The 23,184-nt window shown below is 68.5% G+C and carries 11 protein-coding genes; 8 read left to right on the top strand and 3 right to left on the bottom strand.

The window, feature by feature from the left end:
- The first annotated feature begins 8 nt into the window (after positions 1–8).
- Positions 9–539, top strand: coding sequence for a hypothetical protein (locus tag J2S53_RS13035; RefSeq protein WP_456241181.1), 531 nt, complete (start codon positions 9–11; stop codon positions 537–539).
- A gap of 88 nt (positions 540–627) precedes the next feature.
- The gene (locus J2S53_RS13030) at positions 628–1,734 is read left to right on the top strand and encodes a hypothetical protein (protein WP_456241180.1); all 1,107 of its coding nucleotides are present in this window, start codon (positions 628–630) and stop codon (positions 1,732–1,734) included.
- A 202-nt stretch (positions 1,735–1,936) separates the two neighbouring features.
- Here J2S53_RS13030 and J2S53_RS13025 read toward each other — a convergent pair whose 3' ends face one another.
- Positions 1,937–5,275: a CHAT domain-containing protein gene (locus J2S53_RS13025; RefSeq protein ID WP_456241179.1), complete on the bottom strand. Its 3,339-nt coding sequence runs from the start codon at positions 5,273–5,275 to the stop codon at positions 1,937–1,939.
- 817 nt (positions 5,276–6,092) lie between these two features.
- Between J2S53_RS13025 and rpoB the strand changes: the two genes are divergently transcribed.
- Together rpoB and J2S53_RS13015 are read left to right on the top strand one after the other, a co-directional pair.
- Positions 6,093–9,575, top strand: a complete 3,483-nt coding sequence (rpoB, locus tag J2S53_RS13020) for a DNA-directed RNA polymerase subunit beta (protein ID WP_092976523.1) — start codon at positions 6,093–6,095, stop codon at positions 9,573–9,575.
- A gap of 92 nt (positions 9,576–9,667) precedes the next feature.
- Positions 9,668–13,579, top strand: a complete 3,912-nt coding sequence (locus tag J2S53_RS13015; RefSeq protein WP_456241178.1) for a DNA-directed RNA polymerase subunit beta' — start codon at positions 9,668–9,670, stop codon at positions 13,577–13,579.
- 531 nt (positions 13,580–14,110) lie between these two features.
- Here the strand turns inward: J2S53_RS13015 and J2S53_RS13010 are convergent.
- Both J2S53_RS13010 and pdxR read right to left on the bottom strand, forming a co-directional pair.
- Positions 14,111–14,578, bottom strand: a complete 468-nt coding sequence (locus J2S53_RS13010) for a DUF6319 family protein (protein WP_456241177.1) — start codon at positions 14,576–14,578, stop codon at positions 14,111–14,113.
- A 146-nt stretch (positions 14,579–14,724) separates the two neighbouring features.
- Entirely contained in the window at positions 14,725–16,143 is a 1,419-nt protein-coding gene (gene pdxR / locus J2S53_RS13005; RefSeq protein WP_456241176.1) for a MocR-like pyridoxine biosynthesis transcription factor PdxR, read from the bottom strand.
- Between the two features lie 45 nt (positions 16,144–16,188).
- Here pdxR and J2S53_RS13000 point away from each other — a divergent pair, with 45 nt between their 5' ends.
- The 4 genes from J2S53_RS13000 (at position 16,189) to rpsG (ending at position 23,178) form a co-directional block, all read left to right on the top strand.
- Positions 16,189–16,668 (top strand): carboxymuconolactone decarboxylase family protein, encoded by a 480-nt coding sequence (locus tag J2S53_RS13000; RefSeq protein WP_456241175.1) that lies wholly within the window; start codon positions 16,189–16,191, stop codon positions 16,666–16,668.
- A 300-nt stretch (positions 16,669–16,968) separates the two neighbouring features.
- Complete coding sequence (locus tag J2S53_RS12995) at positions 16,969–21,669, top strand: ADP-ribosylglycohydrolase family protein (RefSeq protein ID WP_456241174.1); 4,701 nt, start codon at positions 16,969–16,971, stop codon at positions 21,667–21,669.
- Between the two features lie 664 nt (positions 21,670–22,333).
- Positions 22,334–22,708 carry a 30S ribosomal protein S12 gene (gene rpsL, locus J2S53_RS12990; RefSeq protein ID WP_043570381.1) on the top strand — a complete coding sequence of 125 codons (375 nt, stop codon included), beginning with the start codon at positions 22,334–22,336 and terminating at the stop codon, positions 22,706–22,708.
- Entirely contained in the window at positions 22,708–23,178 is a 471-nt protein-coding gene (gene rpsG, locus J2S53_RS12985; protein WP_092626238.1) for a 30S ribosomal protein S7, read from the top strand. Before rpsL ends, rpsG begins: the two co-directional genes overlap by 1 nt.
- The last annotated feature ends 6 nt before the right edge of the window (positions 23,179–23,184 follow it).

Raw genomic sequence — 23,184 nt, 5'->3', positions numbered from 1 at the left:
GGACTCTTATGAGATCGGCGGTCTCGGCACTGCTGCGGCCCCGCCGCTGGCGGATGGTGCCGGTGGCGGTGGTGCTGCTCGTCGCGAGCGTGCTCTCGGCGGGCGGATTCGGGGTTTCCTGGGCGCTCGCGGCCAACGACTCCGACGTGGAGCTGGCGGTCACCCGGGATCGCGTGTCGCGTGTCGGAAAACAGGCGGTGATCAACTTCAACTCGATCGACCACCGCAGGGTGAAGCAGGACATGCGGCGCGCGATCGACGGGACCACCGGGCCGCTGCGTGAGGTGCTCGAGGGCAGCCGGGAACAGCGTGTCGAGCAGGTGACCAAGGCCAAGTCGGTCACCGAGGCCGAGATCCTGGCCTCGGCCCTGACCGAGTTGAACACGCGACAGGGCAAGGCCCGGATGATCGCCAGTTACAAGATCACCAAGACCGAGGACGGTGGCAAGCCGACCACCAGCCGTTGGCGGGTCAGGGCCGAACTCACCAGGACCGACGGGCAGTGGAAGCTGAACCGGATGACCCCGAGCGCGGGGTGAGCGGTGTCGCTCGGAGCCGCTCGACATCGATCCGTCACGGCCGCCACGAACCGGCCGGTAACGCAGTTTTCGTGCAAGGAGAACACCCGTGAGCAACTCTCGCCGTCCCACCGGCCGCGGCCGAGGCGGTTCCGCCGTGCGCAAGCCGCGCGTGGCCGGTGCGCGCAATCGTGCCGCGACCGGTGGCGACGCCCGAACCTCCGAGGTCACCGATGATGTCGCCGCCGACTCGCCCGCCGATTCCTCCGGTGATTCGCCAGTCGACTCGTCAGGCGAGGCTTCGATCGACGAGCCCACCGCCACCGGTGCGGGCGGTACGGCTCCGGCCGAGTCCGCGCCATCGATGACTTCCGCCGGGGGCGGCGCGTCGGAGAGGAGCACGAAGTTACCCGAGGAGAACGGGGAGTTACCCGAGGAGGAGGGAACGAGCACCGCGTCGGAGACCGGATCGGTGGCTGCCTCGGCCGCGACCGACGACACGGCCGAACGGCGACACGAGTCGCTCCCCGGACACGAGGGGGAGGGCCTCTCGGACGGCCCTGATTCGGACGGCCCTGACTCGGGTAGTTCTGATTCGGACGGTTCGACCCCCGAGAACTCGGACTCCGAGAGCTCGGACTCGGGCGACACCGCCCCGGACGGCCCGGACCGTGGTTCCGGCGCGACCGCCGGGAGCGGTTCGGCGCGGAGCAACCGGAAGGTGCTCACGGCCGTGCTGCTGGCGCTGACCGTGGGATTCGCCGGGCTGGCCTGCTGGTTCCAGTACTCCGCTCACACGCTGCGGCACGGGGGCGCGGCAGCCAACCGGGCCCTGGTGGACGAGTCGGCGACCAGCGAGGTGAAGGGCCAGGTCGGCAAGGCCGTGGAGAAGATCTTCTCCTTCGACTACTCCAATATGGACAAAACCGAGCAGACGGCGGGCAACGTTCTGGTCGGCGATTCGGTCGAGCAGTACGACAAGATGTTCCGAACGGTGCGCGAGCAGGCCCCCGAACAGAAGATGGTGCTGACCACCACCGTCGCCGACTCCGGGGTGACGATGTTGCGGGACGGGCGCGCCGAGGTGCTGCTGTTCGTCAACCAGAACGCCACCCGCACCGAGAGCGGTGAAGGCGGTGTCTACCCGGCACAGCTCAACGTCATCGCGGTGAAACGCGGTGACCAGTGGAAGATCAGCAGCATGACCCAGCTCTGAATGATCCAGCTCTGACGCCCCCGTTACGGGGTCGACCGGGGCCGCTCGGCCGGGACACCTCGCCACCGCCGGGCGGTGGTGGGGCGCACTCCCAGTACTCGCGTGCGCGGCCCCACGTGCGCGGCCCCACGTGCGCGGCCCCACACCTGCACGGCGATTTCGCGAGAAATCGACGCCGCCGACCGTTCCGCCGAACCGACGTTCAGACCCCCACGTGGGTGTAACCGGCCCACAGCGTCGGTGCCTCCGGGTAGCGCCGCCGAAGTCGGCGCGTGGTCGCGTGCAGCACTCCCGCGGAGAACTCGGCCCGGAACTCGCCGTCGCGCGCCAGCTCCGCGTACAGCGCCGCCAGCACGTCCTCCGCCGGACCCCGGTGCATCGCCCACAGCGTGCTGATCACGTGCGCGAATCCGATGAAGGCGAACGCCCCCGCCATCGTCAGCGCCGCCGCCGACGGGGCGTCCTTCGTCCTGCACCTGGCCAGGCAGAGGAACTTCGCGTCCCCGAAGTCCCGCTGCCCGATGTCGAGCAGGTTCAGCGACCTGGCGCGGTCCTCCCGGTCCAGCACCAGTCCGGCGGCGGGTTGGGCGGCGTGCTGCGTGCTCGGTTCGCAGACGTGGATCAGCTGGTGGTGCCCGAACGCGGCGAACACGTCGTCGGCGGTGTGGTCGCGCTCCGACATCGCGGTCGCCGAGGACCAGTGCCGTGCCGGGATCCTGCCCGGTTGTTCGGGAGTCCGCTCGTCGGAGGGGCCCGCGATCAGCGCCGTGTCGGCACCGGTCCGCTCCCGCCGCCGCTTGGTCGTCAGCAGCACGCGCAGTCCCGGCGTGTGCGAGGACACCACGCGGTCCAACGCGCTGTCCCCGCCGGTCGAGGTCGCCGCGTGCAGCGGGAGGAAGGCCGCGGCACCCTGCGTGCTCCACCACAGCCTGGGCCACCGCGCTCCCTGGGGCGGTGTGCGGGTGTATCCCATCCGCTCCAGCACCGGGCGTGTGACGTGCTGCCACAGCCAGTCCAGCGTCATACCGAGGGTGCGTTCGGTGTCGGCCGTGCGCTGTGCCTGCTGCGCCGCGTTCAGCGCGGAGGCCGCGTGCTCCTCGGCCAGCTCCGGTGTCACGCCGGGCAGCCGGACCACCAGAGCACGACCACCGAAGACGATCACCGCGTCCGAACGGAACTCGCTGAGGTTGATCAACACGACCGCTCCCTCGTCGGCGGCCGTTGCCAGGGTGTCGAAGGACCACGGCCGCATCCGATCACCGCCGGACTCGTTCCGGATCTCGCCGAGCAACTCGTCCCAGGTGTCCGCCAGCCAGCGCCTGCGCCGCACGTCGTCGATGACGTCCACCCCGCCGAGGATCGGCTCCTCGGGGTGGCGGTCCAGCAGCCTGCGCAGCCGCACCGCGTCGGTGGCCAGGTCCGGATGGGTCAGGTTGAGTTGCCCGAGCTCGCTGCCCGCGGGCATCAGCTCGGAAAGCAGCGCCGCACGCCCGTGCTCCAGCAGCTCCACGGCCCGCTCCGGTTTGCCCACCTCGATCGCGCAGGCCGCCGCGTCGGCGGTCACATGTGCCCAGCGGCGCTGCACCGTCGGGGTCGCCACCGCGCGCTTGCCCTGTGTGACCAGCGGAAGCAGCTCGACCGCCAGCGTGAACGATTCGAGTGCCTCGGACCAGCGGTGCGCCTGCGCCGCGAGCCTGCCGCACAGATTGGCGGCCTTGAGGCGTTGATCGGCCGGGCCGGTCGGCAGTGTGGCCGCCTCGGTCAGCGTTCTGCGAGCCCACCGGTACAGCTTCCGCCTGCCGGTGCGGCGGTGCAGGGTCTGCAGCGCGCGGCCGAGGTGAGTGGCGACCGTGACGCGTTCCGGTGCCGAGTCCGGCATGGCGATCAGCGCCCTGTCGAACATCTCGATCGCCGTTTCCAACTCGTCGTTGCGCGAGTTCAGCCGGTGCTGGTGCGTGGACACCACACCCAGCTGCGCGTAGGCGGTGTACTGCGGCGCGGTGCGCTGTTCGGAGTCCTGCAGCGCCTCACTGGCGGCGGCGTGGGCGCGATCCAGGTCGGACTGCTGGCCCGCCCGCTCGAACCGCGTGATCAGTGTGGAGGCCAGCGAGTTGAGGACCGCGCAGCGCTTGGGCGCCGTTGTCTCGGCGTCCAGCGCCGCCTCACCCGCGGCCACGGCGGTGTCCAGCGCCGCGGTGTTGCCCGCGTGCAGGTAGTGCCTGCGGGCCAGCGCTCCGTAGCTCGCCAGCGCCACGGCCCGGTTCGGATCGTCGGTGGCCAGGTTGCGCATCACCGGGCTGATCGTTTTCAACGCGCGGTAGAGATTGCCGGACTCGCCGCTGCTGTCCAGGTGTTCCACCGTCGCCGAGGTGAGGTTCCAGATCAGTTTGCCCAGCACCGGGTTGCCCGACTCCAGGTCGTCGAGCACCCCGAACAGCTCGTTGATCGCCGATTGCAGATCGGTCAGGTCACCCCGCTGGCGGTAGCGCAGTCGCAGCGCCTCCGCGAACCGCAGCAGCATCCAACGGCGGTGCTGTCCGTCCGGGAGCATCCCCACGCCGGTGCGCAGGTACTTGATCCCCTCGTCGAGGTCGTTCGGATCGGTGGTTCGCTCGTGTCTGCGCAGCAGCGCCGAGCCGAGGCTGATCATCAGGTCCGGGCCCTCGGGACGTTGCGCACCGTCCTGGCCGCTCGACTCCCGCAGCGCGGCCTGGAAGACCTCGATCGACTCGTCGTCCGAGTCGTTGTCGGCCGCGAGCCTGGCGTGCAGTTTCAGCGCGTTTCCCAACCGGATCAGCGCGGTGTCCCGATGGCGCGGCAGGTCCGCCGAGTCGGAGTCCGTGCCCCCCGCCCCGGCCGTGCCGGTGCGCTCGACCCCGAGCCGGGCGACGTCGACCGCCTCGACGGCCTGCTCGGCCGAGCCCTTGCGGCCGGCGCAGTCGGTCAGTGCCAGTGCCAGGTTGCTCAGGTAGAGGACCACGTCCGGATCGTCGCTGCTCGCCGCCTCCGCGGCGGAGCGGTAATAGGTCACCGCGTCCTCCAGGTGCGCGAGATCACCGGAGGCGAGGTGCGCGAGCTGGGCGGCGCTTCCCAGGTTGTTGAGTACCCCGGGACGAGAGGGGTCCTGCTCCGGCAGCGCTCCGGCCGTGGCGCGCAGCACCTCGGTGACCCAGGACAGTTCCTTGAAGTCGAAGGTGCTCATCATCCGGTTGAGCGCGGCGAGCGCGTCCGCGTATCGCTGTTCGGCGTCCTGCTCCGCCGAACGGGGGGCGGCGGCACGAGCGGCTGCCGAATGGGTGGCTGCCGAATGAGCGGTTGCCGAATGAGCGGTTGCCGGATGGGGGGCGGCCGTGCCCCGCTGTTGCTGCCGCGGCTCTCGCTGCTCCGGTTCTCGCTGCTCCAGCTGCTCGGATGAGGGGGGATCGTCCGCCTCGTTGGTGAACCAGCTGTTTCCGGTGCCGCTCGCCCCCTGTTCCGGCGTCGGACGTTCGGTCCGGTCGTCCCGGGGGGTTCGGTCCTGCTGGTTCACCTTGTTGTCCATCCTGTTCTCCCGTGTCACCGCCGGTGCGAAACCGGGGCCGGCTCCTGGAAGCCGGCAGCGTCCATAGAGTAGGATCATGGTTCCGCACGGTCACATCTCGATCGTGCCATGCCCGCTGCTCGCTGCAGACGATACGAGCGTCCCGTGCGGCTTCGCCGGGGTATCGGTCAAAAATTCGCGTCGATTGTCCGCACTGTGGGAATACGCAACGTTTTTCCGGTGTTCGAGTGCCGTCGGGAGGCGGGTCCGGTAGGGCGGCGGACACCTCGCGTGTCGGGCAGCGGGACGGTGTTCGTGGCGGCGGGGAAGGCGCTCGCGCGTCCCGAGCGCGTCCCGAGTGGGCCTCGTGGTCGCCACTCGTCGAAAGGTGGAGGCGCGGACGATGTGACTCCGATCGCGGCGTACCGTGACAGCAGCAGCGCACGGAGTGGTTCCTAACCACATCGAGTGATCCTGTTTTCCGTCGGGAGAGTGATGCGGTGTGGAGCTCTTGACTCACGGCCTCCGGGAGGTCACGCTTGTTCCCGGCAGACGCCGGAGCGGACGACGCAGGAGATGAACCAGCGGGTGATGCGGTGATCATCGGGGCGGCCAGTACTGGCCCCCTCTCGACAGCGGGCGACACGCGCGCTAGACTGCTACGTTGCGCTGCCCGCATTCTCCGTTCCCTGGCCTGAGGACTCAGTAATGGACCCCTGCGCTGGGGTTTTCCGGATTGCGGGCGCCATTGCACCCTTGACAGCCGTGCTATCCGGACACTTACACCCAACGCTCCGGAAGCGGTTGCAGCCAGTTCAGAGTCCCGGAAGGACGCATCTTGGCAGTCTCCCGCGCGACCAAGGTCTCTGCAGCTTCCAACTTCACGAGGGGGATCCCTGGGGCCCCCAGGCGGGTCTCATTCGAGAAGATCCGTGAGCCGCTGGAAGTACCAGACCTGCTCGATCTGCAGGTCCAATCCTTCGAATGGCTCGTCGGTGACGAGGCCTGGTTCCAGCGCCGGGTCGATGCCGGCGAGGAAATGCCCGTTGGTGGTCTGGGAGAGGTCCTCAACGAGATCTCCCCGATCGAGGACTTCTCGGGCTCCATGTCGCTGTCCTTTTCCGACCCGCGGTTCGATGAGGTCAAGGCCTCCATCGAGGAGTGCAAGGACAAGGACATGACCTACGCGGCTCCGCTGTTCGTCACGGCGGAGTTCATAAACCAGACGACGGGCGAGATCAAGAGCCAGACCGTCTTCATGGGGGACTTCCCCGTGATGAGCGACAAGGGCACCTTCATCATCAACGGCACCGAGCGTGTCGTGGTCTCGCAGCTGGTCCGGTCGCCCGGCGTTTACTTCGACCAGACCGTCGACAAGTCGACCGACAAGGACGTCTACAGCGCGAAGATCATCCCGAGCAGGGGTGCCTGGCTGGAGTTCGACGTCGACAAGCGCGACACCGTCGGTGTGCGGATCGACCGCAAGCGCAGGCAGCCGGTCACCGTCCTGCTCAAGGCGCTGGGATGGACCGCCGAGGGTATCCGCGAGCGGTTCGGCTTCTCCGAGACGATGCTGTCGACCCTGGAGAAGGACCACACCTCGGGCCAGGACGAGGCCCTGCTGGACATCTACCGCAAACTGCGTCCCGGCGAGCCGCCGACGAAGGAGAGCGCGCAGACGCTGCTGGAGAACCTCTTCTTCAAGGAGAAGCGTTACGACCTCGCCCGCGTCGGCCGCTACAAGGTCAACAAGAAGCTCGGCATCGACCTGCCGTTCACCTCGGGCGTGCTCACACACGACGACATCGCCACCACCATCGAGTACCTGGTCCGGCTGCACGCGGGCGAGAACTCGATGGGCTCCGAGGACAACGACGTCCCGGTCGAGCTCGACGACATCGATCACTTCGGTAACCGCAGGCTGCGCACCGTGGGCGAGCTCATCCAGAACCAGGTGCGGGTCGGCCTCTCCCGGATGGAACGCGTCGTCCGCGAGCGCATGACGACCCAGGACGTCGAGGCGATCACACCGCAGACACTGATCAACATTCGCCCGGTCGTCGCCGCGATCAAGGAGTTCTTCGGCACCTCGCAGCTCTCCCAGTTCATGGACCAGACCAACCCCCTGGCCGGCCTGACGCACAAGCGCAGGCTCTCGGCGCTGGGGCCGGGCGGTCTCTCCAGGGAGCGTGCGGGCGTCGAGGTTCGTGACGTCCACCCCTCGCACTACGGCCGGATGTGCCCGATCGAGACGCCGGAAGGGCCGAACATCGGTCTGATCGGTTCGCTGGCCACCTTCGGCCGGGTCAATCCGTTCGGGTTCATCGAGACGCCCTACCGCAAGGTGGTCGACGGTGTGGTCACCGATCAGGTGGACTACCTCACCGCCGACGAGGAGGACCGCTACACCAAGGCGCAGGCCAACACGCCGATCGACGACGACGGCAACTTCCTCGAGGACCGTGTGCTCGGTAGGCGCAAGGGCGGCGAGGTCGAGCTGCTCGCCCCCACCGAGATCGAGTACATGGACGTCTCGCCGCGTCAGATGGTCTCGGCGGCCACGGCGATGCTGCCGTTCCTGGAGCACGACGACGCCAACCGCGCCCTGATGGGTGCCAACATGCAGCGGCAGGCGGTTCCGCTGCTGCGCAGCGAGTCCCCGCTCGTCGGTACCGGCATGGAGCTCCGTGCCGCCGTCGACGCGGGCAACGTCATCACCGCGGAGAAGGCGGGTGTCGTCGAGGACCTGTGCGCCGACTACCTCACTATCATGGACGACGACGGCAACCGGCGTACCTACCGGTTGCAGAAGTTCGCCCGGTCCAACCACGGGACCTGCATCAACCAGAAGCCCATCGTCAACGAGGGCGACCGGGTCGAGGCAGGGCAGGTCATCGCCGACGGTCCCTCGACCGAGGACGGCGAGATGGCGCTGGGCAAGAACCTGCTCGTCGGCATCATGCCGTGGGAGGGGCACAACTACGAGGACGCGATCATCCTCTCCCAGCGGCTGGTGCAGGACGACGTGCTCACCTCGATCCACATCGAGGAGCACGAGGTCGACGCCCGCGATACCAAGCTGGGCTCCGAGGAGATCACCAGGGACATCCCGAACGTCTCCGAGGACGTGCTGTCCGACCTCGACGAGCGCGGCATCGTCCGCATCGGTGCCGAGGTGCAGGGCGGCGACATCCTCGTCGGCAAGGTCACTCCCAAGGGTGAGACCGAGCTGACCCCGGAGGAGCGGCTGCTCCGCGCGATCTTCGGGGAGAAGGCCAGGGAGGTCAGGGACACCTCGCTGAAGGTGCCGCACGGTGAGACCGGCAAGGTCATCGGCGTCCGCGTGTTCAACCGCGAGGAGGACGACGAGCTCCCGCCCGGGGTCAACGAGCTCGTCCGGGTCTACGTGGCCCAGAAGAGCAAGATCCAGGACGGTGACAAGCTCGCCGGCAGGCACGGCAACAAGGGTGTTATCGGCAAGATCCTGCCGATCGAGGACATGCCGTTCACCAAGGACGGCACCCCGATGGACATCATCCTCAACACCCACGGTGTGCCGCGGCGTATGAACATCGGGCAGGTCCTGGAGACCCATCTCGGCTGGATCGCCTCGCAGGGGTGGTCGATCGACGGGGATCCGGACTGGGCGAAGAAGATCCCCGAGGAGCTCTACGACGTCGAGCCGGGTACCAAGACGGCCAGCCCGGTTTTCGACGGTGCTCGCGAGGAGGAGATCACCGGTCTGCTGTCGTCGACGAGGCCGAACCGCGACGGGGAGCGCGTCGTGGACGGCGACGGCAAGGCGATGCTGATCGACGGACGCAGCGGGGAGCCGTACCCCCACCGCGTGGCGGTCGGCTACATGTACATCCTCAAGCTGCTGCACCTGGTGGATGACAAGATCCACGCACGGTCGACCGGGCCGTACTCGATGATCACCCAGCAGCCGCTGGGCGGTAAGGCCCAGTTCGGTGGCCAGCGCTTCGGTGAGATGGAGTGCTGGGCGATGCAGGCCTACGGTGCCGCCTACACGCTGCAGGAACTGCTGACGATCAAGTCCGACGACGTGCTCGGTCGCGTCAAGGTCTACGAAGCGGTCGTCAAGGGTGAGAACATCCCAGAACCGGGTATTCCGGAGTCGTTCAAGGTGCTGCTCAAGGAGTTGCAGTCGCTGTGCCTGAACGTCGAGGTGCTCTCCAGCGACGGTGCCGCCATCGAGATGCGGGACGGTGACGACGAGGACCTCGAACGCGCGGCGGCCAACCTCGGCATCAACCTGTCCAAGAACGAGGCCCCCTCGGTCGACGACGTCGTCAACTGACCTCGTCGCCGGTTCGCGGCAGCCCGCCGTGGCCGCCGCGAACCGGCCCCACGTCCACCCGGCACACACCCAACAAAGGGAGAAGATCCGACGTGCTTGACGTCAACTTCTTCGACGAACTCCGTATCGGACTGGCGACCGCCGACGAGATCCGCCAGTGGTCGTACGGCGAGGTCAAAAAGCCCGAGACCATCAACTACCGCACCCTGAAGCCGGAAAAAGACGGCCTGTTCTGCGAGAAGATCTTCGGGCCCACCCGGGACTGGGAGTGCTACTGCGGCAAGTACAAGCGAGTCCGGTTCAAGGGCATCATCTGCGAGCGCTGCGGTGTCGAGGTCACTCGTGCCAAGGTGCGGCGTGAGCGGATGGGCCACATCGAGCTCGCCGCCGCTGTCACGCACATCTGGTACTTCAAGGGCGTGCCGAGCAGGCTCGGTTACCTGCTCGACCTGGCTCCCAAGGATCTCGAGAAGATCATCTACTTCGCGTCGTACGTGATCACCTCGGTCAACACCGAGATGCGGCACAACGACATGCCGACGCTGGAGAGCGAGATCGGCGTCGAGCGCAAGAACATCGCCGACCAGCGTGACTCCGACCTGGAGGCGCGGGCGCAGAAGCTCGAGTCGGATCTCGCCGAGCTCGAGACCGAGGGCGCCAAGAGCGATGTCCGCCGCAGGGTCAAGGAGAGCGGCGAGCGCGAGATGCGCCAGCTCCGCGAGCGGGCGCAGAAGGAGATCGACAAGCTCGACGAGATCTGGGAGACCTTCACCAAGCTGGAGCCTCGCCAGCTGATCTCGGACGAGTCGCTGTACCGCGAGCTCTACGACCGTTACGGCGAGTACTTCACCGGCGGCATGGGCGCCGAGTCGATCGAGGCCCTGCTCGCCAACTTCGACATCGACGCCGAGGCGGAGGGACTGCGTGAGGTCATCCGCAACGGCAAGGGGCAGAAGAAGCTGCGTGCCCTCAAGCGGCTGAAGGTCGTCGCCGCGTTCCAGACGACCAAGAACAGCCCGCAGGGCATGGTGCTCGGCGCGATCCCGGTGATTCCGCCGGACCTGCGCCCCATGGTGCAGCTCGACGGTGGCCGCTTCGCGACCTCCGACCTCAACGACCTTTACCGCAGGGTCATCAACCGCAACAACCGCCTCAAGCGTCTGATCGACCTCGGCGCCCCCGAGATCATCATCAACAACGAGAAGCGGATGCTGCAGGAGTCGGTGGACGCGCTGTTCGACAACGGCAGGCGCGGCCGTCCGGTCAGCGGTCCGGGCAACCGGCCGCTGAAGTCGCTGTCCGACCTGCTCAAGGGTAAGCAGGGTCGTTTCCGGCAGAACCTGCTCGGTAAGCGCGTGGACTACTCCGGCCGTTCGGTGATCATCGTCGGTCCGCAGCTGAAGCTGCACCAGTGTGGCCTGCCGAAGGAGATGGCGGTCGAGCTGTTCAAGCCGTTCGTCATGAAGCGGCTGGTCGACCTCAACCACGCGCAGAACATCAAGTCCGCCAAGCGGATGGTCGAGCGGCAGCGCCCGCAGGTCTGGGACGTGCTCGAGGAGGTCATCTCCGAGCACCCGGTGCTGCTCAACCGTGCGCCCACGCTGCACCGGCTGGGTATCCAGGCGTTCGAACCGCAGCTCGTGGAGGGCAAGGCGGTGCAGCTGCACCCCTTGGTCTGCGAGGCGTTCAACGCCGACTTCGACGGTGACCAGATGGCGGTTCACCTGCCACTGTCCGCCGAGGCCCAGGCCGAGGCCAGGGTGCTGATGCTGTCCAGCAACAACATCCTCTCGCCCGCTTCGGGACGTCCGCTGGCCATGCCGCGACTGGACATGGTCACCGGGCTTTACTACCTGACCCGCCAGGTCGACGGTGCCACCGGTGAGGGACACGCCTTCTCCTCGTACGACGAGGCGTTGATGGCTCACGACCGGGGATCGCTCGACCTGCAGGCGATGGTCAGGATCCGGATGAACGACATCGTCCCGACCAAGGAGGACACACCCGAGGAGTGGGAGCCCGGCAGCTCGCTGACGCTGCGAACCACCCTCGGCCGTGTGATGTTCAACGAGCTGCTGCCGGCCGACTACCCGTTCGTGAACCGGCTGCTGCCGAAGAAGGCCCAGGGTGCGATCGTCAACGATCTCGCCGAGCGCTACCCGATGGTCTCGGTCGCCCAGACGCTGGACAAGCTCAAGGACGCGGGCTTCTACTGGGCCACCAGGTCCGGTGTCACCACCGCGATCTCCGATGTGATCGTGCCGCCGAACAAGAAGGAGATCCTCGACTCCTACGAGGAGAAGGCGGACCAAGTGGAGAAGCGCTACCGGCGCGGTGCGCTCTCCCACGTCGAGCGCAACGCCGAGCTGGTCAAGGTCTGGAACGCGGCCAAGGACGACGTCTCCGAGGCGATGGAGAACAACTTCCCGGACGACAACTCGATCAGCATGATCGTGAAGTCCGGTGCCGCCGGGAACATGTCCCAGGTGGTGCAGCTCGCCGGTATGCGTGGGCTGGTCTCCAACCCCAAGGGTGAGTACATCCCGCGCCCGATCAAGACCAACTTCCGAGAGGGCCTGTCGGTGCTGGAGTACTTCATCTCCAACCACGGTGCCCGCAAGGGTCTGGCCGACACCGCGCTGCGTACCGCCGACTCGGGCTACCTGACCCGTCGTCTGGTCGACGTCTCGCAGGACGTGATCGTGCGCGAGAACGACTGCGGCACCGACCGCGGTATCCGGATGCCGATCGGCGAGACCACGCCGGACGGCAAGCTGGTCCGCGAGCAGCACGTCGAGACCAGCGTCTACGCCCGGATGACCGCCGAGGACGTCACCGACTCCGACGGCAACATCCTGCTCGCCAGGGGCTCGGACCTGGGTGATCCCGCCATCGAGACACTGATCTCGGCCGGTGTGAGCACCGTGCGGGTCCGCAGCGTGCTGACCTGCGAGTCCGGTTCGGGAGTCTGTTCCTACTGCTACGGCCGGTCCATGGCCACCGGCAAGCTCGTCGACGTCGGCGAGGCGGTCGGCATCGTGGCCGCCCAGTCCATCGGTGAGCCTGGTACGCAGCTGACCATGCGTACCTTCCACCAGGGCGGTGTCGGCGGTGACGACATCACGGCCGGTCTGCCGCGTGTGCAGGAGCTGTTCGAGGCCAGGCTGCCGAAGGGCAAGGCGCCGATCGCCGACGCCTCCGGACGGGTCAAGCTGGAGGACAACGATCGCTACTGGAAGATGACGCTCACCCCGGACGACGGCGGTGAGGACATCACCTACGACAAACTGTCCAAGCGGCAGCGGCTCGCTGTGCTCAACGTGGGTGGCACGGAGCGCCAGCTCGAGGACGGTGACCACGTCGAGGTCGGGCAGCGGCTCATGGAGGGTGCGGTCGATCCGCACGAGATCCTGCGCGTGCTCGGCCCGCGGGAGGCACAGCTGCACCTGGTCCGCGAGGTGCAGGAGGTCTACCGCTCGCAGGGTGTGGGCATCCACGACAAGCACGTGGAGGTCATCGTCCGGCAGATGCTGCGGCGTGTGATCATCATCGACTCCGGCGCCACCGAGTTCCTGCCCGGTTCGCCGGTCGAGCGGGCGCAGTTCGAGTCGGAGAACCGCCGCGTGGTCTCCGAGGGCGGCGACCCCGCCTCCGGCCGTCCGGTGCTGATGGGTATCACCAAGGCATCGCTGGCGACCGAGTCGTGGCTGTCGGCGGCCTCCTTCCAGGAGACCACCAGGATCCTGACCAACGCCGCGATCGAGGGCGCCAGCGACAAGCTGATCGGTCTGAAGGAGAACGTCATCATCGGTAAGTTGATCCCGGCCGGTACCGGTATCAACAAGTACCGCAACATCCAGGTGCAGCCGACCGAGGAGGCACGGGCCGCGGCCTACGCGATCCCGTCCTACGACGACGGCTACTACGCACCGGACGTGTTCGGCCCGGGTACCGGTGCCGCGGTTCCGTTGGACGACTTCGACTTCGGTCGCGACTACCGCTGACGCGAAACGGTGCGCCGAACCGGGGAAGTGTTCGGCGCACCGTCGTGGTCGCCAGGCTCCCTGCTCGTCTCCTCCGAGCAGGGAGCTTTTTTGTTGTGAAGCTTCGGCGGTTGTGCCGGTGCCGGTGGCGGAACCTCACGGGCCGTCTCGCTGCGGGATCCTCGACATCGAGTAGTTACTACGCCACGTCGAGGCTGTCCTCGCGAGACGACCCGTGAGAACCCGCGGCGGTGCGAGTTGGAGGAGTGGTAGGAGCTCGGCCTGCGAGAGTGGTCGGAGTCCGACCTGTGTGGGTGTTCGGTGTTCGGCACTGCGCCGAGGACCGGTGACTTCGCGAGAAATCGACGCCGTCAGAAACACCACGGCTACGCGGCCCGCACCGCCGGGGTTTCCCCGGTGCGGCTCTCGCGAGGAAGGCCCGACGTTGTGTAGTGACTACCCGATGTCGGGCCTCCCCGGAGCGAGAGCCGCACCGGAGATTCCGCCAGGCGAGCCCCTCCGCAACCGAGCCGGAGACGCTCGAACCGGAGGTCAGCTCTCCAGGTCCTCCAGCGTCTTGCGCACCCGCTGCAGTTCCGCCTCCAGCTCGGCCAGCCTGGCCTCGTGCTGCTGGCGGGCCTCGGAAAGCACCGACTCGATCGCTTCCGAGATGTCGTCGTGCAGTTCACCGGCCGCCTTGGAAACGGCGGAGGCGGCGATCGGGAGTCCCTGCACGATCTTCTTGCCCGCGTGCGTCAGATCGGCCTGCCACTCGCCTTCGGCGGTTCCACTGACCGTCAGCGTCAGTTCCACCTGACGTGTCTTGCGCGCACCGGTCTGCTTGCGCCCCTTGGCCTTTTTCTGGGTGCCCTGCTCCGCATTGCCGTTGCTCGCCTCGGCGTTCTCGGTTCCCCGCTCCGTATCACCCCGCTCCGTATCACCCTGCTCAGTGACGCCCTGGGCGGTGACGTTCTGCTCGGTGGTGGGCTGCTCGGTGGTCACGTCTTGTTGTTCGTTCACGTTTCCTCTCTCGGTCACACCAGCGAAAAAGGTCAGGATAGAACGCCTGTTCGATACTGCTTCGTGCGGTGCTGCCGTAGTCACAGCGGGAAGCGGCCCTGATGACCAACGCCCCGGCTCCGTCGTCGTGCCCTCGAACTTCCGGTTCAACTCTCCGACAGAACACGTAACAACGTTCGCAGCGCCGGCCCGAACGCGTGTCCCGGCGGAGCGGCGTAACCGATCACCAGACCTTCCTGTCGCCGCCGGTCGTCCATCCAGTGTTCGGCGAGACCTTCCACCGCCACGGAGTGCCGACGCAGTCGTCGCAGCACCCGTTGTTCGGAAAGCCCTTCCGGAGCCAGTCGCAGCGTCAGGTGCAGGCCTGCCGCGATCCCCGCGGGATACAGCTCGTGGCGCACCTTGGATTCGGTGAGCGCGGCCACGATCCGCCGTCGCCGTCGCTCGTAACCGGCCCGGCAGCGCCGCACATGTTGATCGTAGCTTCCGGAGCGCAGCATCTCGGCGAGGGTGAGTTGTTCCGTCACCGGGGGTGTTCGATCGCCGTCGGCCTTGCGTTCGCGCACCGGCTCCACCAGTCGCTCCGGCAACGCCAGCCAGGCGAGCCGAAGTCCGGGCGCCAGGGTTTTGCTCGCCGTTCCGGCGTAGATCACCTGTTCCGGTGCCCACCGCTGCAGCGCCCCGACCGGTTCGCGGTCGAACCGGAACTCGCCGTCGTAGTCGTCCTCGACGACCAGCCTGTCCTCGGTTCGCGCGAGCCTGCTCAGTTCGGCGCGTCGTGCCGCGGACATGGTCACGCCCAGCGGGTACTGGTGTGCCGGTGTCACCACGAGGACGGGGCTGTGCGAACCACGCGGATCGAAGCCTGACTCGTCCAGCGGGACCCCGTTCACCCGCAGACCCGCCTCGCCCGCGATCTCGCGCAACTTCGGCAGCGACGGGTCCTCGAAGTCCACCGAAGGCGTCCCGCGCCGCAGCAGTACCTCCGCGAGGACCCGCAGGGCCTGGCTGTAACCGCCGAACACGGCGATCCGCTCCGGTGAGGTGCTAACTCCCCGAACCCTCCCCAGGTACTCGGCCAACGCCTCCCGCAGCAGCGGATGGCCGGCCGGGTGGCCGTAGTCGAGCTCAGCCGCGGGCACGTGGCGGAGCGCGCGTCGCTGGGCGACCAGCCAGTCGGAACGGGGGAACATGCTCAGATCCGGTTTCCCCGGGCGCAGGTCCCAGTGGAGGTCGGTGGGTCGCCGGACCGGTGACTCCCTAGCGTGCCTGCGGGTCGGGGGCTCGGTGTCGGCGACGACGGTCGAGGCCCCCTGTCGGGTGAGGAGCAACCCCTCGGCCACTAGCAGTTCGTAGGCGCGGGTGACGGTGCCCCGGGACACTCCGAGATCGCCGGCCAGGTCCCGGGTGGAGGGAACTCTGCTTCCCGGCGGGAGCCTGTCCTCGCGGATCGCGGTTCGCAGCGAGGCCGCCAGCTCGCCGCTGCCCACTCTCGCCCGCGGATCCAGGTGGAGGTCGATGCCACCCGGTCCGGAGCGATCCGAACTGGACCTGTCGTCACGCATCGAACTGGACCATATCCGCGCCCCGCGAGTGCATAGATTCGCACCATGACCGAACAACGCATGAACCTCGCCGAAATCACCCCGGAGGTCTACCGGGCGATGCGGAACCTGGAGCAGTCGATCCAGGAGGAGCTGAAACGAGCCGGCGTGGAGAAGGAGATCTACGAACTGGTCAAGATCCGGGCCTCGCAGCTCAACGGCTGCGCGTTCTGCCTGGACATGCACCTGTCGGACTCGCGCGAGCTCGGCATCTCCCAACAACGGCTCGACGTGCTGCCCGCCTGGCGGGAGGTGGAGCTCTACTCCGAGCGGGAACGCGCGGCGCTGGAACTGGCCGAGGCGGTCACCCTCGTGAGTGAGAGCCACGTCGACGACGAGGTGTGGCAGCGGGTGCGCGAGACTTTCTCCGAGGCGGAGGCGGCCGTGTTGACCTGGGCCGCCACGGGGATCAACAGCTGGAACCGGCTGGCGATAACCTCGCGCGCGCAGCCGCCGCGGCGGGGTCGGGCCGAGGGAGCGGACTGATCGGTTCATCGTGGGATCGGGTTCCGGCCCGGTTGGTACTCTTTCGGTCGTGGCGGTGATCCGGATTCCCCGGTACTTCGGATCCCTCCGGCCGCGAACCGATCGGTCCGGGTCGTTCGTCATCGGGTCGTTCGCGGTGGAACGCGAGAACGGGTGAACTTCCTGGAGCCGCTCGACGTGATCGTGCGACTGTCGGAATCGGACACCCGGCGAGTGTCCGGACGCCGTCGTTATCGGCCACGTCGAGCGTTTCCGGATTCGCGGCCCGGCAAGACCGAACCGAGCAGGAGTAGTCCCCCGATGACCGACAGGCAGTCCAGGCCCGCCCAGGCCGGCGGCCAACCCGGTGCGGTCCGGCAGTTGAGCTGGTCGGACCGACTGCGCGGCGCGTTGCTCGGCGGAGCGGTCGGTGACGCGCTGGGTGCGGGGGTGCGTGGTTGGAGTTCGTCAGCCATCCGGCAGTGGCTCGGCCCGCGCGGTGTCGTGGACAACCTGCCCGTGTTCGGTAACCGCGGTGGCGTCACGGATCTGACCCAACTGACGGTGTTCACCATGGACGCCCTGCTGCGCGCCCGTGCCACGGGGGAGCAGGATCCGCTTCCGGTGATCCGCGCCAACCACCTGGCCTGGTTGTACACCCAGGGAGTGCCCTGGCCGTACGCCATGTCCGGCTACTGGCGCAGTCACCCCGAACCCACGGGTTGGTTGCTCGGCAGGTCGGAGCTTTTCTCCACCCGGAATGCCGGTGGTCCCGCGCTTCGCACGCTGTCGGCGTTGACCGACCGGGTACCGGCCGAACAGCTCACCCCCGGGCAGCCCTCGGCCGTCCCACCCGAGGAACAGCCCTTCGCGGACTGTCTGGTGTGGACCGCTCCGGTGATGGTCTGGAGTGGCGAGGCCCGGACCGTCAACACGGTGGCCTCGCGGGTTCCGTGGCTGCTGACCTCGCACTACGAGACCCGCGCCGCCTGCGCGTTGCACTCGGACGTGCTCGGCGCGCTCATCAACGGCATCCCGCTGTGGGACGCGGTGCGCTCCTGGGAGCTCCACCGCTCGCAGCTGGAGCAGGGCGTGCCGCCCGCCGGTGTGCTGCGGACGTTGCACGCGGCCGTGTTCACCGCTCGCCAGGGCGGACCGGTCGATCCGCGTGTGCTGGACATCGAGTTCTGCCCGTCCAACGGGCTGGGGGAGCTGGGGATCGCCTTCGCCTCGGTGGCCTCGGCGGCCACGTTCGCGGACGCGGTCACCGCCGCGGTCAACCACTCCGCGGACAGCAGCATCGCCGGGGCGCTGGCCGGCCAGCTGGCCGGGGCGATACACGGTGCGGCGGCCATTCCCGAACGGTGGGCGGCCGAGCTGGAGATCCGCGAGATCGTCAACACCCTGTCCACCGACGCGGCGGAGGCGTTCGCCCCGCCACCACCCGCTCCGAAGTGGGCGCAGCGCTACGTCGACGACAGCGCCGAGCGGGCACGCGGCCTGGACTCCGCCGCCTGGACGGTGGACGCGGCCGCCCCTCCCACCCAGGTGCTGCCCGCGATCGGGAAGGAGCACCAGCCGCCTCCCGAACCGCCCGTCGGTCCCGAGCCGTACGCCGAGGCCGAGAACGACGCCGGCGTCCCCGTGGAGAGCGCCACGGCTCGGCCACCCGTGCGGGGAACCGATCCGGGAACCGACCGGATCGTGTTGCGCGGGAACCCCGAACATCCCCCTGCTCCCGAACATCCTCCGGACTCCGAGTACCTCCCGGGGGCCGGGGCGACCGCGAGTTCCGAGCAGGTTTCCGAGTCCCCGTGGCAGGAGCCTCCCGGGGTGGGCGCGGGCAACGGTGGCCCCGGACCGGTGGGAGACATCGCCGACATCGACCGTCCGGAGAGCACGCCCGTTCCCAGCGTGGACGAGGGAGTCGCCGACTCGACCGACCCGCTGGCACGGGGGTATCTCGCTCCTTCGGGGGAAGAGCACCCCGCCGCGCCGGACACCTCGCACGGCGAGACCGTCTCTCCCGACGAATCCGGTGCCGGGAGCGGCGAACGTGCGGATCCGCTCCTCGCGCCGGAGGACACCGAAACATCGGCCGCGCCGCGGATCCGGTTGCCCGGTGTCGACCAGCTGCCGCCGTTACCGGGCAGCAGGACCACCGGAACTCCCCCCACCGAGACGGCTTCACCGGAGTTGTCCTCGGTGCTCGACTCGTCCCCGGACGTGCCGTGGCCACCGGAAGCCGAACGACCGGTTCGGCGGTCCACGGCGGGATCGGTGGACGAGGAGGTGGCGACGGACCGGGAGGGCACCCCGGAGGTCTCCGAGCCCAGCGATGGGTCGTTCGTGACACCGCCCGCTCCCGCTCGGGCCGGTTCCGGCGTGGACGAGAGCGTTCGACGACCTTCCGTCGAGCGAGAGCTCCCTGTAGACCGAGAGCTCCCTGTAGACCGAGAGACCCCTGGGGAATCCGCCCCCGTCGCCGAAGCGGAGACCGAGCACCCGTGGCCCGAACCGACCACGGGGGACGCCGACGCGACAACAGCCGCTCGTGGCGAGGTGGACGATCGCGGCCGGGAGGCCGGGGACGGTCCCGGTGGACAACCCGCCGAATACACTCCCGAACCCCCTGCCGAGCACTCTGCTGAGCACTCTGCTGAGCCTGCCGAGCACTCCGCTGAGCCTGCCGAGCACTCCACTGGGCCTGCCGGGCACCCGGCCGAGCCCCCGGTGGAGCGGGACGACCCGTCGAGCGAGTCCACCCACCGCGCGTCGGGTGGTGCCTCCACCACCGAGGAGCAGTCGAGTGGGCCGCATGTCGGGGGAGGGCACGCGATCGCCGAGGACGCCGATGCGGCCCCCCACTCACTGACCGAACGAATCCTGGGGTGTCTGCTGGGCGGGGCGTTGGGAGATGCCCTGGGGGCGGGTGTCACCCCGCTGAGCGCCGAGGAAATCGCCGATCGCCACGGTGCGGGGGGGCCTGTCGAACTTCCGGAGTACGCCGGGACACCCGGATCTGTGACCGCGGCCACGCAGACCGTGCTGTTCAGCGCCGAGGGGCTGATTCGTGCCTGTACCGGGCACTCGGGCTCACCGGATGCCGTGGACCCGCTGCCGGAGTCGCGGCTCGCGGCCCAGCGCTGGCTGTACAGCCAGGGCGTTTCCTGGCGGTGGGCGCTCGGTGGCCTGGCCGACGATCACCCGGAGCCGGACGGTTGGCTGATCGAGGTGCCCGAGCTGTTCGCCGTGCGTTCGCCCGGTTCCGCCGTGTACAGCGAGCTGGAGGCGTTCGGTGAGCGTTCCGCGCACGGTGAGCAGACGGCTCCCGTGGACAACTCCACCGGTTGTGGCGCGCTCGTACGGGCCACCCCGGCCGCCTTCTGGTCCGCCGAGCCCGTCGAGGTCTTCGAGGTCGGGGTGCGGCTGGCCTCGCTGACCCACGGTCATCCGAGCGGTTATCTGCCCGCGGGGGCGTTCGCTGTGATCGTGCAGCAGGCTGTACTGGGCAAGGGGCTCGACGAGGGGGTCTGGCTGGCGCTGCAGGTACTGGAGACCTGGCAGGGTCACGAGGACACCAGTGCGGCGCTCGCCACCGCGGTGGATGTCGCCACCGAGGGCACGCCGGATCCCGAACGGCTCGCGCGGCGGTTGGGCGGTGGCCGAAGCGCGGCGGAGGTGCTCGCCATAGCCGTGTGCGCGACGTTGGCGTCGGAGGACGTGCGTGGTGCGCTGCGCGTCGCGGTTCGCCACTCGGGTAACAGCAGTGCGAGCGGAGCGGTCTGCGGCTCCGTGGTCGGCGCGTTGCTGGGTGTGGGGGCGTTGCCGATGGATTGGCTGGCCGAGCTCGAACTCCGTGAGGTCGTGCAGCGGATGGCGATGGACTGCGTCGCGGCGTTCGACGCTCGACTGCGGCCGGAGGAGAACTCCGATGCGAGCTCTCCCGCCTCGGACGGCGAATGGCGTCGCAGGTATCCCTCCCGGATCGTCGGGGAGGGCGAGGTGGGCTCGGCTCGCCCCGGACAACGCTCTTCGAGCGAGGAGTCACCCGGGACGCTCGCGGAGTCGGAAGTGCCCGGGGAACCTTCCGCACCGGAAGCGGGGCGGCGCGACGGGAGTTCGCCGCTTCCCGGGATGGAGCGGGCGTTCGACGAGCCCGCGACGTCCGCCGCGCGGGAGCCGGAGTCCGGCGCCGTGGCCTCCCCGGAGGCTCGCGCGGTCCACACCGACGCACTCGGTTCCCCGGAGAAGCACGATCGACCGGACGTCGACAACGCGGAGCGCCGGGTTTCCGAGGAGCCCGAGCTCGCCGCGGAGCGTTCCGAGACGCCCGCCGCGACGGGAAGGGAGGAGCGCGTCGCCTTCGACACCTCGGTTCCGGCCGAGCCCTCGGACTCGTGGTTCGAAGCCGGACGGGCGTCGAGTCCCGGAACCGGTTCCGGAGGGAGCACCGGATGGACCGAACCCGGCGAGCCGGAAGTGGGTTTCGATGCCGCCGCGTTCGGCTCGAACGCTCCGGAAGGTGGGGAAACCGTCGATTCCTTCCCCGAATCGGATGATGTTCGGCGAACTCACGTGATTCCGACCGTGTCCGACGAGGTCGGTCACCCTGATGTCTCCGCTCGCCCTGCCGCGGCCGGGCACATCGACGGCCCCGGGCACATCGACGGCCCCGGGTACTCCGAGGCCACCGACGGTCCCGACGTCCCCGGCCGTCCCGCCGCGGTCGCTCGCGACGGTGCGGTCCCGGACAACGGTGACTCCGAATCCGCCGTGGCTGCTCCCCGGAGGGCCGGCGCGGCTCAGGAGAGCGGGCCCGACCGGAGCGTCGACTCCGGTCCCGAGGTTCAGCCGGAGTCCGAGGGGCGGGCGGTCGGTTCCGACGACGCGGAACCGCGTCCGCGAGCGGGGCGCGGTGATCAGGGAGCGGGCGGCGAGCAGTCGCATCACCCCAAACCGGCTCCTCGGCGGATCAACAGCGTCAGCTCCGGGCAGCTCGATGTGCTGGACGATTCCTGATCGAGGTTTTCCGGCCGGGTTGTAGTGCCACTCGCTCGGCCGGATCTCCCGCCGGCTCTCGCAGCGGGTAGCCGACATCGGGCTGCGACCCGCGCGACGTCGGGTCTTCCTCTCGGGAGCGCGACGCTGGATAACAGCGGGGACACTGGATAACAGCGGGGACACTGGATAACAGCGGGTGGGGCGGCTCGGGGGCGTGCTCGGGTATCCACAGTGCGGGAGCCTGGTGGCCAGGTGCTCGCGATCTCTTGCCTTCCGCAGTAAAGTCGGGTGCGGGCGTTGGCGAGTCGGGCGCGCACCCCCGTTTTGACCCTCTGCAAACGGGGCAGGTATCTTTATGACTTGGACCCGAAACCCCTCGGGTCACTCCGCATGTCCGTGCGCGAGAACCGCCCGCGTGGTCGGCGGGGGAGCGCCCGTGGATGGTGCGGAACTCTCCTGACGGCCCACCGGGGCACTGCCCGCTGGGACGCCGCCCCGCCGAACGGCTGAGGAACGGGCGACACGCCCGACCTCGTGTCGCGGGTGAGGGCGCGGGAGAGGCCCAAGTACACAGAGACCTACGTACGCGGTGCTCGGCGCCAGGGGTGCGAACGGTGCTCGAACGAGCGCTGCTGTTAACGAGTACCACCAAGACGCGAACGCTCGAGAAGAAAGCCGGTCCATGCCCACCATCCAGCAGCTGGTCCGAAAGGGCCGCCACGACAAGGCCGCGAAGGTGACGACCGCGGCGCTCAAGGGAAGCCCGCAGCGCCGTGGTGTGTGCACCCGCGTGTACACCACGACTCCGAAGAAGCCGAACTCGTCACTGCGCAAGGTCGCTCGTGTGAAGCTCACCAGCGGCGTCGAGATCACGGCCTACATCCCCGGCGAGGGGCACAACCTGCAGGAGCACTCGATCGTGCTCGTCCGCGGTGGCCGTGTGAAGGACCTCCCAGGTGTCCGCTACAAGATCATTCGCGGTTCGCTCGACACGCAGGGCGTGAAGAATCGTAAGCAGGCTCGCAGCCGGTACGGAGCGAAGAAGGAGAAGAGCTGATGCCCCGGAAGGGTCCTGCACCGAAGCGGCAGCTGAACGCCGATCCCGTGTACAGCTCGCCGCTGGTCACTCAGCTGGTGAACAAGGTCCTGGTGGACGGCAAGCGCTCGCTCGCCGAGCGCATCGTCTACTCCGCGCTCGAGGGGTGCCGCGAGAAGACCGGCACCGACCCGATCGTGACGCTCAAGCGCGCACTGGACAACATCAAGCCCTCGCTGGAGGTACGCAGCCGCCGTGTCGGTGGCGCGACCTATCAGGTCCCGGTCGAGGTGCGCGCCGGCCGCTCCACCACGCTGGCCCTGCGCTGGGTGGTTCGTTTCTCCCGGCAGCGTCGTGAGAAGACGATGACCGAGCGCCTGACCAACGAGCTGCTCGATGCCAGCAACGGTCTCGGTGCGAGTGTCAAGAAGCGCGAGGACACGCACAAGATGGCGGAATCCAACAAGGCTTTCGCGCATTACCGGTGGTGAGGCCGG

It is taken from the genome of Actinopolyspora lacussalsi (assembly GCA_030803735.1).
Taxonomy (GTDB): domain Bacteria; phylum Actinomycetota; class Actinomycetes; order Mycobacteriales; family Pseudonocardiaceae; genus Actinopolyspora; species Actinopolyspora lacussalsi.
The sequence above is the reverse complement of the archived record's forward strand: the minus strand, read 5'-3'. Positions and strand labels throughout refer to the sequence as shown.

What these genes read in the sequence shown, in the direction of transcription:
- J2S53_RS13035 (WP_456241181.1), top strand. Translation starts at nt 9, where the DNA reads ATGAGATCGGCGGTCTCGGCACTGCTGCGGCCCCGCCGCTGGCGGATG.
- J2S53_RS13025 (WP_456241179.1), bottom strand. Translation starts at nt 5,275, where the DNA reads ATGGACAACAAGGTGAACCAGCAGGACCGAACCCCCCGGGACGACCGG.
- pdxR (WP_456241176.1), bottom strand. Translation starts at nt 16,143, where the DNA reads ATGCGTGACGACAGGTCCAGTTCGGATCGCTCCGGACCGGGTGGCATC.
- J2S53_RS13000 (WP_456241175.1), top strand. Translation starts at nt 16,189, where the DNA reads ATGACCGAACAACGCATGAACCTCGCCGAAATCACCCCGGAGGTCTAC.
- J2S53_RS12995 (WP_456241174.1), top strand. Translation starts at nt 16,969, where the DNA reads ATGACCGACAGGCAGTCCAGGCCCGCCCAGGCCGGCGGCCAACCCGGT.
- rpsL (WP_043570381.1), top strand. Translation starts at nt 22,334, where the DNA reads ATGCCCACCATCCAGCAGCTGGTCCGAAAGGGCCGCCACGACAAGGCC.
- rpsG (WP_092626238.1), top strand. Translation starts at nt 22,708, where the DNA reads ATGCCCCGGAAGGGTCCTGCACCGAAGCGGCAGCTGAACGCCGATCCC.